Source organism: Sphingopyxis sp. GW821-FHT12C06, from assembly GCF_058807415.1.
The window spans coordinates 287,504-302,786 of the sequence record NZ_JBXAQR010000007.1; the positions used below are offsets into that span (position 1 = coordinate 287,504).

The following is a 15,283-nucleotide window of genomic DNA, read 5'->3' on the forward strand; positions in this document are numbered from 1 at the left end:
GCTTTCGCCGGGAAACGATGTCTATTCGTTCGCTGCGGTGTGCAACCAGTCCGCGTGACGCGGCGCCTTTTTCGTCTGACTCCATTCGTCCAGCATCAACGGCGCGACGCGGCGCAGTTCGGCATATTGTTCGGCGGTCCCGATGTCGCACGCCAGCTCGACGCGGTGGCCGTTAGGATCGAAGAAATAGATCGACTTGAAAATGCCATGATGCGTCGGCCCAAGCACGTCGATGCCGTTCGCTTCCAGATGCGCCTTCGCCGCGACGAGCTCGTCGAAACTGCCGACCTTGAACGCCAGATGCTGGACCCATGCCGGGGTGTTCGTATCGCGCCCCATGTCGGGCTGGTTGGGCAGCTCGAAAAACGCCAGAATGTTGCCGTTCCCCGCGTCGAGGAAGACGTGCATGTAAGGATCATATTCGCCGGTCGACGGCACATGATCCTCGGCAAAGGCGGTGGTGTAGGTCATGCCAAGCATGCGCTCGTACCAGTCGACCGTCTCCTTCGCATCGCGGCAACGATAGGCGGCGTGGTGGACGCCGCCCAATTTGATCGGGCTCTTGGTGGGGGATTGGCTGGTCATCTTTCCCAACTCCGTTCGTGCTGAATCTGCCCCGTTCGCCCCGACCCTGTCGATAGGCGAACGGAAGAGAGATTAGGCCTCTTCTTTTACCTCAAGCGCACCGCGGCGAATCTGGTCCATTTCCATCGATTTGAACAGCGCTGTGAAATTGCCTTCGCCGAATCCTTCATCCTTCTTGCGCTGGATGAATTCGAAGAAGACCGGGCCGATCACCGTCTGACCGAAAATCTGGAGGAGCAGACGCGGGTCGCCTTCGGTCGTCGAACCGTCGAGCAGGATACCGCGCGACTGGAGGCCCTCGACCGACTCGCCATGCCCCGGAAGCCGCTCTTCGAGCATCTCGTAATACGTCGCCGGCGGTGCAGGTGCGAAGGGATTGCCAAGCGCTTTAAGCTTGTCCCACGCGGCATAAAGATCGTCGCAGCTGAACGCGATATGCTGGATGCCCTCACCGTTATAGGCGCGCAGATATTCCTCGATCTGACCGCCACCGCCCGCGCCCTCTTCGTTCAGCGGAATGCGGATCTTGCCGTCGGGGGCGGTCATCGCCTTCGAGGTCAGCCCAGTATATTCGCCTTTGATGTCGAAATAGCGGATCTCGCGGAAGCCCGCGATGCGTTCGTAGAAAGACGCCCAATGCGCCATCCGGCCGCCGTAGACATTGTGGGTCAGGTGATCGATCAGCTGCATCCCCGCACCGGCCGGATGGCGGTCGACGCCCTCTTCATAGATGAAGTCGATGTCATAAATGCTCAGATCATCGCCGTAACGGTCGATCAGATAGATGATCGAGCCGCCAATGCCGCGGATCGCGGGCAGGCGCAACTCCATCGGCCCCGGCATCACCTCGACCGGCTCGGCGCCGCGCGCGATAGCCTCTGCATAGGCTTTGGCAGCGTCGCGGACGCGCCAGCCCATGCCGCACGCCGACGGGCCATGTTCGGCGGAGAAATAGGCGGCGGGCGATTTGGGTTGATAATTGGCGATCAGATTGATGCCGCCCTGACGCCACAGCTGGACGTCCTTCGAGCGGTGATGCGCGATCTGGGTGAAGCCCATGGCTTCGAACACCGGTTCGAGAATTCCCTTTTCGGGTGCCGAAAATTCGACGAATTCAAAGCCGTCGAGGCCCAGCGGATTGTCGAAAAGGTCGGCCATCATCATCTTCCCATCTAGTTTCAATTGAAACTAATATGATGGAATGCGTTGGGGGAGTCAATGCGGGAGCGCACGCATCCAATGACAAATGGGATCGTCATTGCGAGCGCCACGAAGCAATCCAGAGCAGACTACGCACTCTGGATTGCTTCGTGGCGCTCGCAATGACCGAAATTGTCCTGCGCCGAAGCCTTTACGCTGCCGCTCCGAACGCCTCGAGTGCCTCGCTCGCCGCAACCCAGCGAGCCTCGGCGGCTTCCTGCGCCGCGACGATCTTGCCGCGCCGCTGCGACAGTTCGCTCATCGTCAGGCCCTTATATTCGTTCGCCGCGCCCTGCGGGTCGAACATCGCGCGATCGATGGCAGACAGCACGACCTCATATTTGGCGAGATCGGCTTCGGCATCCGAAACCTCTTTCTTGACCTTCGCGGCGGCTTCGCGCGCGGCGGCAGCGGCCTTGCGGTCTTCCTTCTTGTCGGCCTTCGACATTTTCTCCTTCGCCGGCCCCTTGCCGAGGATCATGTCGACATAATCGTCCATGCTGCCGTCATATTCGCGCGCAGTGCCATCATCGACGAGCACCAGCCGGTCGGCGGTGAGTTCGAGCATATGGCGATCGTGGCTGACCAGCACCACGGCGCCTTCGAAGCCGTTGAGCGCCTGCACCAGCGCCTCGCGCGCATCGACGTCCAAGTGGTTGGTCGGTTCGTCGAGGATCAGCAGATGCGGCGCCTCGCGGGTGATCAGCGCCAGCGCGAGCCGCGCCTTCTCGCCGCCCGACATTTTGGCGACCTGCGTCGTCGCGCGGTTGCCCGAGAAGCCGAAGCGTCCGAGCTGCGCGCGCACCGCGCCCTGCGGCTTGCCCTCCATCACCCGCGTCATATGCGCGAGCGGAGTGTCGCTGCCGTCGAGTTCCTCGACCTGATACTGGGTGAAATAGCCGACGCGCATCTTGCCCGACGCCGCCATCGCGCCCGCCATCGGCGACAGCTGCGCCGCGAGCAGCCGCGCGAGCGTGGTCTTGCCGTTGCCATTGCGGCCGAGCAGCGCGATCCGGTCGTCGGGATCGATGCGCAGGTTGAGCCGCTGGAGCACCGGCTTGTCGGCATAGCCGACACTCGCCAGATCGAGCGTGATTAGCGGCGGCTTGAGCTCGTCGGGGCTCGGGAAATCAAAAGCGAGCGTCTGATCCTCGGCAAGCGCGGCGATGGGCTGCATCCTCGCCAGCATTTTGGCGCGCGACTGCGCCTGCTTCGCGGTCGAGGCACGCGCGCTGTTGCGCGCGACATAATCCTGCAGCTTGGCGCGCTGCGCATCCTGCGACGCCTTTGCCGCCGCAAGCTGCGCCGCGCGTTCAGCGCGCTGCCGCTCGAAGGAGTCATAGCCGCCAGCATAGAGCATCACCTTGCCGCCTTCGAGGTGGAGGATATTGTCGACGACATTGTTGAGCAAGTCGCGCTCATGGCTGATCACCACCAACTGCCCCGGATAAGCGCGCAGGAAATTCTCGAGCCACAGCGTCGCTTCGAGGTCGAGGTGGTTCGAGGGTTCGTCGAGCAGCAGCAGGTCAGGCTCGGAGAAGAGCAGCGCGGCGAGCGCGACGCGCATCTTCCAGCCGCCAGAGAAGCTGTCGAGCGGCTGTGCCTGCATGTCCTCGTCGAACCCCAGTCCGATCAGGATGCGCGCGGCACGCGCGGGCGCGGTATAGGCGTCGATCGCGATCAGCCGTTCGTGAATATCGCCCAGCTTGTCGGGATCCTGTTCGGTTTCCGACGCGATCAGCAGTTCGGCGCGTTCGGTGTCGGCAGCGAGCACGGTGTCGAAGGGCGTTGCGGTGCCGCTCGGCGCTTCCTGCGCGATATAGCCGACGCGCGTGCGGCGCGGCATGTCGATGCTGCCCTCGTCGGGTTCGAGCTGGCCGATCATGACCTTCATCAGCGTCGATTTGCCCGCGCCGTTGCGGCCGATCAGCCCGACGCGGCTTTTCGCCGGCAGGCTCGCCGTGGCGCGTTCGAGGATGGCGCGCCCGCCAAGGCGTACAGTGATTCCGTTGATCGTCAGCATGGGCGCGCGCCTAGCATGTTGCGACGCACAACCCAAGGGGCTGGATTTCCGCTGGGCTGTTCCACTTCGTGGAAGCGGGAGCGGGCCGGTGCCGCACTTGCGAAAAGCCGCTAGTGCGACGCCCCCATCGACACATGCTTGGGCAGCGGCGCGAACCACACGGCGGTCGCGGCCAAAACGAACACCACCCCCGACGCGAGGAACAGGTGCAGCACGCCCAGCGTCGATGCCTGCACCTCGACCAGCCGCTCGATCGCGGCGCGAGCCTGCTCGAGCGTCATCCCGGCCTGCTGGAGCAGGTCCATCGTGCCACCTGTACCGTTCATGCCCGACACAAGCTCGGAGCGTGCAACGCGGCTCTCCATATCCCACGCCGTCGTCGCGACCGCGGTGCCCATCGCACCGCTCAGTGTGCGCAAAAAGCTCATCAGCCCAGCCGCCGACGTCTGGTCCTTGTCGGGAACGCTCGACAGCGCGAGCGCAGTCAGCCCGACGAAGAAGAAGGGCATGCCAAAGCCCTGGAGCAGGTGCGGTAACGCGAGCGTCCAATAATCGACATCGGCGTTCCAGCTCGCGCGCAATACCGAAACAAAACCCATCCACAAAAGCGCGGCGCAGATCGAGATGCGAATGTCGATCTTGCCGATCAATCCCGCCGCAACCGGTGACAGCAGCACCGCGAACACCCCGATCCACGCAACGACATAGCCCGTCTCGGTCGCGGTATAGCCCGCGACCTGTTGCAGCCACAAAGGCGTCAGCACGACCTGCGAGAAAAAGGCTCCGAAGCCGAGCGATATGGCAACGGTGGCAAAGGTGAAGCCGCGAAAGCGGAAGACTCGCAGGTCCACGACCGGATTGGCGTCGGTCAGTTCCCAGATCACGAAAGCCGCGAAACCAACCACTGAAACGACCGCGAGCATCACGATCCAGGTCGATTCGAACCAGTCATGCTCACGGCCGGTGTCGAGCATCAGCTGGAACGCCCCGACCGACAGCACGAGCAGCACCAGCCCGACGACGTCGATCCGCGCCTTCGCACGCCTGGTTTCAAACTTGCCGAGCAGGCTGCCGACGCCAAAGGCGCAGATCGCCACCACCGGCAGGTTGATGAAGAAGATCCACGGCCAGCTCCAGTTGTCGCTGATCGTGCCGCCCAAGATCGGGCCGAGGATCGGCGCGGTGGTCGTCGTCATCGCCCAGATCGCGAGGCCGATGCCCGCCTTTTCCTTCGGAAAAATGCGCAGCAACAGGATTTGCGATAACGGCATCAGCGGCCCGCCCGACAGCCCCTGCAGGATGCGAAAGATGATCAGCGAATCGAGCGTCTGCGAAATGCCGCACAGGAAAGAGAAGAGGCCGAAACCAAGGATCGAATAGAGGAACCAGCGCACCGTCCCGAACCGCATCGCGAGCCAGCCGGTCAGCGGCACGCTGATCGCATCGGCGACCGCATAGCTGGTGATCACCCATGTCCCCTGCGTCGGCGACACTGCGAGGCCGCCCGCGATATGCGGCACCGACACATTGGCGATCGTCATGTCGAGCACGACGACGAAATTGGCGAGCGCGAGCGCGAAGGCCGCGGCGAACAGCTTGACGCCGGTCAGCGGTGCGGGTTCGCTGGACGCTCCGGCTGTAAGGGCGGCGCTGGCCATCGCCTCAATTCCCGCGCGTGTCGATCGTGGCTTCCATCGACAGCCCGACGCGCAGCGGATGCGCCTTCAGCTCCTTGGGATCGAGCGCGATACGCACCGGCAGGCGCTGCACAACTTTCACCCAATTGCCCGTCGCATTCTGTGCGGGGATCAGCGAGAAAGCCGCGCCAGTACCGCCGGCGATGCCGACGACCTTGCCGCGAAAAACGACATCGCCGCCATAATAGTCCGAGGTGAGCTCGACCGGCTGACCGATACGAATATCCTCAAACTGGCTTTCCTTGTAATTGGCGTCGACATAGGCGGTATCGATCGGGACGATCGTCATGATCGGCGCGCCCGCCGCGATACGCTGTCCGATCTGCACCTGCTTGTTCGTCACAATGCCGTCGACCGGGGCGCGGATCACCGTGCGCACGAGATCGAGTTGTGCCTTCTCGAGCCGGGCCTGCGCCGCCGCCACGTCAGGCGCCGTCTGGAGCGTCGTCCCGCGCACCAGCGCTTCGGCGGCACCGAGATCGCCGCTCGCCGACCCGCGCGTCGCTTCGGCCGACGCAATACCAGCCGCCGCCAGATCGCGCGACGCGGTCGCCGACACGAACGCCGCGCGGGCCGCGGCCAGATCTTCGCCCGACACCGCGCCGGTACCGGCAATGCTCTCGCGCCGCGCCAGTTCGGCGCGCGCCTTCGCGACCATCGCATTGGCGTCGCGCAGCCGCGCCTGTGCCTGGGCGATATCGGCGCCGCGCGCCGAGACCCGTGCCCGCGCCGCATCCGCATTCGCACCCGCCTGCCCGTAGCGCTGGCGCGCCTGTCGCAGCGTCGCTTCGGCGTCAGCAAGCGCGAGCTTCGCATCGCTGTCGTCGAGAATGACGAGAATATCGCCCTTCTTGACCGCCTGCGTACCCGCGACGCGCACTTCCTTCACCGGCCCCGAAACAAGCGCGGTGACCACGGCCGAATCGGCGCCGACATAGGCATTGTCGGTGTGCACACGTCCGGACTGGGTCAGAAAATACCATGCGCCCCAAATGAGCGCGGCGGCGAGCACGACGAGCGCGAGAATGCGGAGCATCTTGTTGCGTTTGGCGCCGCGCGCTTCGTCGGTGGCGGGGAGAGCCTCGGTTTCGATCGCAGCCGTATTGTCGGCCATCATATGTCTCCTGTGATATTTTGCGCCTGATATCCGCCGCCGAGCGCCCGGATCAGTGCGATGTCGAGCGACAGCTGCCGCGCCTCAAGATCGGCGACCGCGCGACTCAAAGCGACGAGGCTGTCTTCGGCGGTGAGTTGTTCGAGCTGGTTCGACAGGCCCGCGCGATAGCGGAGACCTGCGAGCTTCGCGGCCTCACCCGCCGCGGCCCGCGCCTCGCGCCGGCCGGCAAGCTGACGCGCGTTGGCAGTGCGGCTTGCCACGATATCGGCAACATCGCGCAACGCGCCGATCAACGTACGATCATAGGTCGCGACCGCCACGTCATAGTCCGCCCGTGCGCCGCGATAGCGGCCCTGCAGGCGCCCGCCGTCAAAAACCGGCAGACTGATCGCAGCCCCGCCATTGCCATATTCGGACCCCGCGCTGAACAGGTTGGAGAGCCCCAGCGACTGCAAGCCGACGAGCGCCGACAGGCTGATGTTCGGATAGAAATCGGCGCGCGCGACATCGATGCGCTTCGTCGCTGCCTCAGCCCGCAGGCGCGCCGCAACGATATCGGGGCGCCGGCCGATCAGGCCGATTCCCGCCTCCGGCGGCAATCCCACCGTCGCACGGGAAAGTGTTGGCCGCACGATCGAAAGCCCGCGATCGGGACCTGCACCAACGAGCGCCGCCAGCCGGTTGCGCGTCCCCGCAATCGCTTCGTCGAGCGCGGCGATATCGGCGCGCGCCGACGCTGCGCGGCTTTCGGCCTGGCGCTCGGCCGCGCGATTCTCGATTTCGGCGCGCACCCGCGCCGCCGACAGGCCGGCGGTCGCACCGCGTATCCGCACCGCCTCATTCGCAACGTCGAGCGCGGCATGATAGCCCGCGAGATCGGCATAGGCCGCCGCGATGCCGGTGGTCAGCATCAAACGCGCCTGCGCTTCATCGACCCGCGCGGCCTCTGCCTCCGATGTCGCCGCCGCGAGCGCCGCGCGATTGCGGCCCCACAGGTCGAGATCGAAGGAAAAGGTCGCCGCGACATGCCCGGTATCCTGAATGCCGTCGGGCACAAAAGCGGGCGGGATGCCCAGATTCTTGCTTTGCTGGACACCGCCCGCACTACCCTCGACGCCGACACGCGGCGCGAGCGCCGCGCCCGCCTGCCGCGCCATCGCATCGGCGGCACGCACCCGCGCCGCGGCAATCGCGACATCGGGCGAACCTTTCAGCCCCTCTTCGATCAACGCATCAAGCTGCGCGTCGCCAAAACTCCGCCACCAGCCCCCAGCGGGCCACTCGCCCCGCGCATCGGCAAAGGAGGCGGTCGATGCCAGCGACTCGGGCGCAGCCGGAACCGGCGCCGGCCCCAGATCGGGAACGGCGGCGCAGCCCGCGAGCAGGCCAAAAACAGCGGTTGTGAGATAAATGAACCGGGCCATGGAATCCAACGATACTATCTGGTATCATGTGCGTCTGAACTTCGGAGAATGCGTTGTCAATCGAAATGATACCAGACAGTACGGTGGCTTTGGATGATGCCGCCGCCGCGCGCCGCAAGGCGTTCGTCGATGCGGCGCGCGAGCTGTTCTTCGCGAATGGCTATGCCGGTACGACGATGTCGTCGATCGCGAGCAAGGTCGGCGGATCAAAGACGACTTTGTGGACCTATTTTCCGTCGAAGGAGGATTTGTTCGCGGCGGTCGTCGACGATATCGTCGGCCATTATGGCGCGGCGCTGCTGGTCGAACTGCCGCTCGACCAGCCCGTAGTCGACGTACTCGGCCATTTTGGCAATGTGCTGATGAACACGCTCCTGTCGCCGACCATGCTCGCGCTGTATCGCCTTGTCGTCGGCGAGGCCGAGCGTTTCCCGCATCTCGCAGAAACCTTCTACGATCGCGGCCCACGCCGCGGAAAGGCGCGCATCGCCGCGTGGATAGGAGAGAAAATGGTGATGGGCGAACTGCGCATGGGCGACCCGATGCAGGCGGTCTATCATCTGTCCGGCCTGTGTCAGTCGGGACTCTATTATCAGGCGGTCCTCAGCCTGCCGGAAGGGCGCGACCGCAATCGCAAGCGCGTCGCCGCCGAGATCGAGGCCGCAATCGACACTTTCTATCGTGCGTGGAGGCCCGAAACGAACGGCTGAGGAGCCGCTCCGTCAGCCTTGTCGGCGATAGAGATAATCATGGGGCAGCCCCATGCGCGCACTCGCCTGACACGGCGGCGATTGGGGATCGGCGCGCCGGTCGGCCAGTCGTCCGGCGAGTCTGAGCGCCATGCGATCGAGGCGCGTCAGATCGAAGCGCGCGCCAAGGTCGAGCCGCTGGCGGATATGATCGGGAAGCAGCGACACCGACGCGCGCGCGATTGCGCGGTGCAGGAAGCGCGGCACATTCGGCGCAGCGCGACCCGACTGGATGATGTCGAGAAATTCGAAGATGATCGGGTGCGGCTCGAACCGCGGCTCGAGCACCGCCATCATATCCATGAAAGCATCGATCGTCGGCGGCGTATACCGCGCGCCGAATTCACGGCCGATCGCCGCGCTATCGCGCATGAAACGATCCTTGTCGGCATCGCTTAGCGGGTGAACGAAGCGGTCATAGGCCGTCAAAAAGCCATAGGAGGCGGTCGCCGCGACCCAGTCGAGCAGCACCGGATCCATAGCGCGATATTTTTCGCCGTCCGGGGTTTCGCCCTTCACCTTGCCATGGAGCCGGTTGACGCTGCCGATCGCCGCCCGGGCGGTACTTGCGGGGCCATAGCAGGCCAGCATCGCGACCAGCCCGGTGCGCCTCGACCGGCCGATCGGGTCGGCCTTGTAGGTCGAATGGTCCCACACCCCGCTGCGGATACGCGGCTCGGCAAACTCCAGCAGCACCGCAGCGATGCCCCCGATCCCCAGCGCGATCTGGTTTTTATAGACGCGCCACTGGACGCTGTCGGGGGCGAGCAGCGCAGGCTCGCCAACAGGCGCGGTGAAATCGACCGCGGTCCCCATATAGCTGTCCTGCGCCATCTCCACCTGCAAGCGCTCCTCTTAAAAATCGAGACCGACGGTCAGGCCATAAGTCCGCGGCTGATTGGCGAAACGCACGACGACATTGGCGTTGCTAGACACCGCCGACCAGTAATATTTGTCGAACAGGTTTTTCGCCCACAGCGACACCGACCAGCCGCTTTCGTCGCGAAGCCCGACGCTGGCGTTGACCGTACCATAGGCATCGACCTTGTAGAGGTCGATATCCTCGAAAATCGTGTTCGACTTGCTCTGGTACCGCGCGCTGATCGCGCCGAAGGCATCGATCGTGTCGGTGGCCGGCGTATCATAGGCGAGCGTGATGCTGCCCTGGAACTTCGGGCTGTAGATGAACTCGGCCCCGTCGAAATTCTCGGGCTGCCCGGCGGCGTTGGTGCCGTCATAGTCGATGACCCGCGTCTTCAGCCACAAGGCGCTAGTCGAAATGCTGACCCCCTGCATCGGCCGGACGATCAGTTCGCCCTCGACGCCATAGGCCTTGGACTTGGGGACATTATCGAGCCGCGACAGCGCAGTGTAGATCGGATCGGCAAAATAGGTGCTGATCTGCTTGTCGCGGTAATCGTAGTAAAAAGCCGACAGATTCGCTTGCACCATGCGGTCGGCGAGCGTCGCCTTCACCCCGACTTCATAGGCGGTCAGCTGCTCCTGCTTCACCGACGCATTCTGCCGCGCGGTGCTGGCCGTGTTGACCGGCGTCGTCCCGGCCTTGTAGCCGCGCGACACAGAGGCATAGAGCAAGGTATCGTCGTTCGGCGACCAGTCGAGCGCCACGCGCCAGGCGACATTATCCTCATCGAGTACCGACTTCACCTCGCCGAACGTGTTGCTCACGGGGTTGAAGGTGTTACACTGGCCTTGCGTAATCTCCGGCGGGGTCCTGCCATAGGTTTGGGTATAGAGCGCGCGGTTCACGACATTGACGTTGGGCAGCATATTGCCGTTCACGTCGCGCGAGCAGCCATTATAGTGCTGTTTGTCCTGCGTGTAGCGAACCCCCGCGGTCAGTTTCAGCTGATCGGCGAGCTGCCAGTCGCCATTGGCAAAGACGCTCCACGTCGTCGTATTGATCCGGCCGATATCCTGAAAGGTGCGAAACGCCTGCGACAGTTGCAGCGCGGTGTAGCCGCCCGAATTGAACGGCGACGCCAGCAGCGGAATCCCGGCAGCGCGAATCAACCGGGGGTTGGCGTTCTGCCCCAGTATCGTGCGGTTGGAATCAAGGATGCGGTCCTTCGCGTAATAGCCGCCGAAGAGCCATGTGACCGGTCCCGATTCGCCCTCGACATGCAGTTCCTGGGCAAAGCTCTTGATCCGGCCGACGGTGTTCTGGAGCAATATTTCGAACGGCGCGCCGCTCCAGTCGGACAGCGCGTTGCGCTTGAAGTCATTATAGCTGGTGAGCGAAACCAGCTTCATCGTGTCGCCCAGATCCTGATCCCAGCGCAGCTTGAGGCCCCAGAAGCGATTATCCTCGGCAAGCGGCCCCTTGAGCCCCAGTCCGGTGCCGATATCCGCCGACCGCTGCGCCTCGGGCGCCCAATCGGCCTGACGGGCGCTGGTCGGGAAATTATTCGCCAGATAGGTGGCGAGGCCCGGCGTGTTGAAGAAGCGCGAATTGCTCGTGCCGCCGACCGGATTTGTCGCGGGCGTGAAGCCGATCCCCTGCCCGACCACGGTATCGGACTTGTTCTGCCACCACGTCACCGACAGGTCGAAATGGGTGCCCGGACCGGGATCGAAGGCAAGCGAACCGCGCACGCCCAGCTTCTCGACCTCACCCTGCCGCTCGCCGCGCGAGTTGCTGACCTGCCAGCCCTTGTCGCTATTTTCGCTGCGGAAGGCTACGCGCGCCGAAAGGCCTTCGGCGAGCGGGCCCGAGATATGACCGCCGATATTCCAGGTCTGATAATTGCCAAGGTCGGCGCGAATGCTGCCCCCGAAACTGTCGGTCGGCTTGGCCGTAATGAAGTTGATCAGCCCCGCGGTCGTGTTGCGGCCATAGAGCGTGCCCTGCGGTCCTTTCAGGATTTCGACGCGCTCAAGGTCCATCACCGGCCCGGTGTTCATGATCGGATAGGCATAGGAAACTTCATCGACATAGGTGCCGACGGTCGAGGTCGACGACAGGTTGATCGTGTTGAAGCCGATGCCGCGCAGCGTATAGGTCGGCACCCCCTGATAGCTTTGCGAGACGGTGAAGCTCGGCGCGACCGCGGTCAGGTCGCGAACGTCGGTGACGCGCAGATTTTCGAGCGTCTGGCCATCGACTGCCTGGATCGCCATCCCGACATCATTGAGCGATTCGGCGCGGCGCTGCGCGGTGACGATGATCTCCCCCTCGACCGGCGCAGAGCTTGCTGCACCATCCGCCGCAGCGTCAGCGGCGAAGGCCGGGGTCGCGAACGCAAGGCTGGCAGCGGTGCCCGCAAGCAGGAAAAGTCGATATGCCGTCATGGTCAATCCTCCCTCAATCGGCTTGTCGCGCGGCTCGTCTTTGTGCGAGCGTCGTTCCAGCCGGACCCTGACAGATGAGATTATTGCCCGGCGATCAACAAGCTGTCATCTGTGGCAGGATGGTTTTGGGGAAATGGTCCGCGTGACAGATTATCAGGCGCTGTGCTGGTCGAGGCTTCCGGCGATGATCGCTGCGGTGCAGGCCGCGGGCGATGCGATCGGCCTGCGCTATATCGCGGCGCAGGCCGATCTCGGCGACCCCGAACCGATGGCCGATGAGGAAGGCCACCCCTATGCCGTCACCAGTTTCGCGTGGATCGACCCGGCGCATGAATATTGGCGCGACCGCAAGCTCGCGCTGCACATCCCCTTCCTGACCGCCGCCCGGCTGGTCGCCGAACCCTTTTATTACAGCGACGGCGCGCTGAGCAGTTGGCGCCCGACCGGCCTGCTCGACGCGGTCGATTGCAGCCAGGTCCGCGAAAGCCCGCATCTGGGCGAAGCGATCATCGCCCCCGTTCATCTGCCGCGCGGCCTCGTCGGCGCGGTGGTCTGGTGCTCGCGCGAACCTGTGGGCGTCGCGGCGCTGTTCGCCGACCATGCCGAGCGGCTGCACACCCTCGCGCTGCAACTCGTCGCGACGCACAATGAGGCGCGAGACCGGCCGCGCAACGCGACGGTCCCGCAGATCCTAACCCGCCGCGAAGTCCAATGCCTGCGCTGGGCGGCGGCGGGCAAAACCGACGGCGAAATCGGCACCATCCTGACGCTGTCAGTATCGACGGTGCGCTTTCACCTGCGCAACGCCGCCGCCAAGCTGGGCGCGACCGGCCGCGCACAATCGATCCAGCTCGCCGCCGGGCTGGGCTTTGTCGGCGCGCGTACCGCCTGACGCGTTCGTCAGCTTGGCCCGCGCGCCGCGCGGCGTAAAGATCGCAGCATGGACATGCTGAACGACCCTGAACTTGCCGCCTTTCGCGACGAAATACGCACCTTTCTGTCGGAGCATCTCCCCGACGAGCTGCACCACGCAGCCAGCCGCGCGACAAGCGTGTTCATGGACCCTGCGGTATCGCTCCCCTGGCAACGCATATTGAACGCGTGCGGCTGGGCCGCACCCGACTGGCCCGAGGCCTTTGGCGGTCCCGGTTGGAATGAGGCCCAGCGCTATATCTTCGCCGCCGAATGCGCGCGCGCTGGCGCTCCGAACCTCGCCCCGATGGGGCTCAAAATGGTCGCGCCCGTCATCATGCACTATGGCAGCCCCGACCAGCAGGCGCACTATCTGCCGCGCATCCTGTCGGGCGAGGATTATTGGTGTCAGGGCTTTTCGGAGCCCGGCGCGGGATCGGACCTCGCCGCGCTGCAATTGCGCGCGACGCCCGACGGCAGTGACTATGTCCTCAACGGCTCAAAAATCTGGACCACCCACGCCCATTTCGCGAACCGCATGTTCTGCCTCGTCCGCACCTCGAACGAGGGCAAGCCGCAGGCGGGAATCAGCTTCCTGCTGCTCGACATGACGACCCCCGGCATCACCGTCGAGCCGATCCGCACCCTCGCCGGCGACCATGAGCTTAATCAGGTCTTCTTCGACGATGTCCGAGTCCCGCAGGCGAACCGGCTCGGCGCCGAGAATGAAGGCTGGTCGGTCGCGAAGCATCTGTTAACCTTCGAGCGTGGCGGCAAATATGCGCCGGGCTTGATCGGGCGCCTTGAACGGCTGCGCGCACGCGACGGCATCGATCCCATCCAGCGCGCGCGGCTCGACCGTGAGGCGATCAACCTGCGCGCGCTGCAGGCGCTCGAAATCAAGGCAATGCGTGGGCTGGGTGGCAGCGCGGCGCTTTACGCCTCGGCGCTCAAGATCATGGGGACCGACAGCGCGCAGCGGATCGACAATCTCGCGTGCGATATTGCCGGACACGCGGCGTGGGCCGAGGCCGACGGACAGACACCCGCCGAACTCGCCATCGCGGTCCCGCGCTACCTCAACGACCGCGCGGCGAGCATCTATGCAGGATCGAACGAGATCCAGCGCGATCTCGTCGCGCGCATCCTGCTCGGCTAGGCGGCAGCTTCGGCGAAGCGCGCCAACTGACCGGCCGACCCCAGCGCCGCCGCAATCGCGAGCGAACGCTTGAAATAGCGGCCGAGGCTCAACTCCTCGGTCAGCCCCATCGCCCCGTGGATTTGCACCGCGCCCTCGCCGACGACGCGAACGGCATCGCATATTTCGACGCAAGCCGCGCTCACCGCCGCGTCGCGCTCGGCGCCGTCCAGCGAAAGCAAGGCGATCTCGGTCAAAGCGGTCGCCTTCATCAACGCCAATTGCATATCGGCGACGCGGTGGCGCAGCACCTGAAACGCACCAATCGCCGTGCCGAACTGTCGCCGCTGCCCCAGATATTCGACGCTGTTACCCAGCATGCGCTGCATCAACCCGACCGCCTCGGCGCAGCGCGCGGCGAGCACCATATCGTTGATCCAGGCCGCGCGTACATCCGCCGCTTCGCCCTCCGCCAGCAGCGCGACATCAGACGATGCGAGCGCAAATCCCAGATCGGCGCTCGTGTTGCCGTCGTGCATGACGCGCGCGCGCCGTTCGACTTTCGCATGGTCGGCGGCGATCAACAGGATCGCAGCGCTATCGGCCAGAACGAAAAGATCGGCCTCCGCCGCTCCCGCGACCAATGTTGCCGTGCCGCCGACGATCCAGCCGCCATCCCCGCGCTCGACCCGTGGCATAGCCGACGCCGAGGCCGGACAGATGATCGCCGCCCGCAGTCGCCCGGCCGCCAGATCGGCAAGCACAGCAAGACCGGGCGCGGCCTCTGCAATCAGCATCGTCGCGGCCGCATGCGAAAGCCAGTCGGCGCCCGCGAGCGCGGGGCCAAGCTCGGCCATCACCAGCGCGATGTCGCCCGGCCCGCCACCGAAACCGCCTGCGGCCTCGGGCACCGCAATGCCGCCCAGTCCCAGCTCGTCGGTCAATTGCCGCCAATCCGGCCGCGGGTTGTCGGCCAGAAAGCGTTGCAGGCTGTCGCGCAGCATCTGCTGCGGCGCGCCAAGCGGCAGATCGAGACCGGTCATGTCGGCGTCCCTGCGCCATGCTTCGATATGTCGTGCGTCATGCCCATTCCATGCGGTGCACCGCAAAGCCCCGCTAGCTGACG

At 64.7% G+C, this 15,283-nt stretch carries 12 protein-coding genes; 3 read left to right on the top strand and 9 right to left on the bottom strand.

All coding sequences use genetic code 11. The features are described from left to right. Positions 1–21: 21 nt before the first annotated feature. The 6 genes from AC1RRJ_RS20650 to AC1RRJ_RS20675 form a co-directional block, all read right to left on the bottom strand. Positions 22–585, bottom strand: coding sequence for a VOC family protein (locus tag AC1RRJ_RS20650; RefSeq protein ID WP_493126218.1), 564 nt, complete (start codon positions 583–585; stop codon positions 22–24). Positions 586–657: 72 nt separating this feature from the next. Beyond that, positions 658–1,743 carry a 4-hydroxyphenylpyruvate dioxygenase gene (gene hppD / locus AC1RRJ_RS20655; protein WP_493126279.1) on the bottom strand — a complete coding sequence of 362 codons (1,086 nt, stop codon included), beginning with the start codon at positions 1,741–1,743 and terminating at the stop codon, positions 658–660. A 193-nt stretch (positions 1,744–1,936) separates the two neighbouring features. Beyond that, positions 1,937–3,808: an ABC-F family ATP-binding cassette domain-containing protein gene (locus tag AC1RRJ_RS20660; RefSeq protein WP_493126220.1), complete on the bottom strand. Its 1,872-nt coding sequence runs from the start codon at positions 3,806–3,808 to the stop codon at positions 1,937–1,939. 110 nt (positions 3,809–3,918) lie between these two features. Then, on the bottom strand, positions 3,919–5,466 hold the full coding sequence (locus AC1RRJ_RS20665; protein WP_493126222.1) for a DHA2 family efflux MFS transporter permease subunit: 1,548 nt from the start codon (positions 5,464–5,466) through the stop codon (positions 3,919–3,921). 4 nt (positions 5,467–5,470) lie between these two features. Then, on the bottom strand, positions 5,471–6,619 hold the full coding sequence (locus tag AC1RRJ_RS20670) for an HlyD family secretion protein (RefSeq protein WP_493126281.1): 1,149 nt from the start codon (positions 6,617–6,619) through the stop codon (positions 5,471–5,473). Continuing rightward, positions 6,619–8,046, bottom strand: coding sequence for an efflux transporter outer membrane subunit (locus AC1RRJ_RS20675; RefSeq protein WP_493126224.1), 1,428 nt, complete (start codon positions 8,044–8,046; stop codon positions 6,619–6,621). The genes AC1RRJ_RS20670 and AC1RRJ_RS20675 overlap by 1 nt, the downstream gene beginning before the upstream one ends. 83 nt (positions 8,047–8,129) lie before the next feature. On the opposite strand from AC1RRJ_RS20675, the gene AC1RRJ_RS20680 reads away from it, so the two are divergent. Next, positions 8,130–8,756: a TetR/AcrR family transcriptional regulator gene (locus AC1RRJ_RS20680; RefSeq protein ID WP_493126225.1), complete on the top strand. Its 627-nt coding sequence runs from the start codon at positions 8,130–8,132 to the stop codon at positions 8,754–8,756. Between the two features lie 12 nt (positions 8,757–8,768). Here the strand turns inward: AC1RRJ_RS20680 and AC1RRJ_RS20685 are convergent, their stop codons facing one another. Continuing rightward, on the bottom strand, positions 8,769–9,629 hold the full coding sequence (locus tag AC1RRJ_RS20685; protein ID WP_493126283.1) for an oxygenase MpaB family protein: 861 nt from the start codon (positions 9,627–9,629) through the stop codon (positions 8,769–8,771). A 21-nt stretch (positions 9,630–9,650) separates the two neighbouring features. Further along, positions 9,651–12,107, bottom strand: a complete 2,457-nt coding sequence (locus tag AC1RRJ_RS20690; RefSeq protein ID WP_493126227.1) for a TonB-dependent receptor — start codon at positions 12,105–12,107, stop codon at positions 9,651–9,653. A gap of 133 nt (positions 12,108–12,240) precedes the next feature. On the opposite strand from AC1RRJ_RS20690, the gene AC1RRJ_RS20695 reads away from it, so the two are divergent. Further along, positions 12,241–12,999: a helix-turn-helix transcriptional regulator gene (locus tag AC1RRJ_RS20695; protein WP_493126229.1), complete on the top strand. Its 759-nt coding sequence runs from the start codon at positions 12,241–12,243 to the stop codon at positions 12,997–12,999. 48 nt (positions 13,000–13,047) lie between these two features. Next, positions 13,048–14,178, top strand: a complete 1,131-nt coding sequence (locus AC1RRJ_RS20700; protein WP_493126231.1) for an acyl-CoA dehydrogenase family protein — start codon at positions 13,048–13,050, stop codon at positions 14,176–14,178. Here AC1RRJ_RS20700 and AC1RRJ_RS20705 read toward each other — a convergent pair. Next, on the bottom strand, positions 14,175–15,200 hold the full coding sequence (locus AC1RRJ_RS20705) for an acyl-CoA dehydrogenase family protein (protein ID WP_493126233.1): 1,026 nt from the start codon (positions 15,198–15,200) through the stop codon (positions 14,175–14,177). The two genes, AC1RRJ_RS20700 and AC1RRJ_RS20705, sit on opposite strands and share 4 nt — an antisense overlap. Between the last annotated feature and the right edge of the window lie 83 nt (positions 15,201–15,283).

What these genes read in the sequence shown, in the direction of transcription:
- AC1RRJ_RS20650 (WP_493126218.1), bottom strand. Translation starts at nt 585, where the DNA reads ATGACCAGCCAATCCCCCACCAAGAGCCCGATCAAATTGGGCGGCGTC.
- hppD (WP_493126279.1), bottom strand. Translation starts at nt 1,743, where the DNA reads ATGGCCGACCTTTTCGACAATCCGCTGGGCCTCGACGGCTTTGAATTC.
- AC1RRJ_RS20660 (WP_493126220.1), bottom strand. Translation starts at nt 3,808, where the DNA reads ATGCTGACGATCAACGGAATCACTGTACGCCTTGGCGGGCGCGCCATC.
- AC1RRJ_RS20665 (WP_493126222.1), bottom strand. Translation starts at nt 5,466, where the DNA reads ATGGCCAGCGCCGCCCTTACAGCCGGAGCGTCCAGCGAACCCGCACCG.
- AC1RRJ_RS20670 (WP_493126281.1), bottom strand. Translation starts at nt 6,619, where the DNA reads ATGGCCGACAATACGGCTGCGATCGAAACCGAGGCTCTCCCCGCCACC.
- AC1RRJ_RS20675 (WP_493126224.1), bottom strand. Translation starts at nt 8,046, where the DNA reads ATGGCCCGGTTCATTTATCTCACAACCGCTGTTTTTGGCCTGCTCGCG.
- AC1RRJ_RS20685 (WP_493126283.1), bottom strand. Translation starts at nt 9,629, where the DNA reads ATGGCGCAGGACAGCTATATGGGGACCGCGGTCGATTTCACCGCGCCT.
- AC1RRJ_RS20690 (WP_493126227.1), bottom strand. Translation starts at nt 12,107, where the DNA reads ATGACGGCATATCGACTTTTCCTGCTTGCGGGCACCGCTGCCAGCCTT.
- AC1RRJ_RS20695 (WP_493126229.1), top strand. Translation starts at nt 12,241, where the DNA reads ATGGTCCGCGTGACAGATTATCAGGCGCTGTGCTGGTCGAGGCTTCCG.
- AC1RRJ_RS20700 (WP_493126231.1), top strand. Translation starts at nt 13,048, where the DNA reads ATGGACATGCTGAACGACCCTGAACTTGCCGCCTTTCGCGACGAAATA.
- AC1RRJ_RS20705 (WP_493126233.1), bottom strand. Translation starts at nt 15,200, where the DNA reads ATGACCGGTCTCGATCTGCCGCTTGGCGCGCCGCAGCAGATGCTGCGC.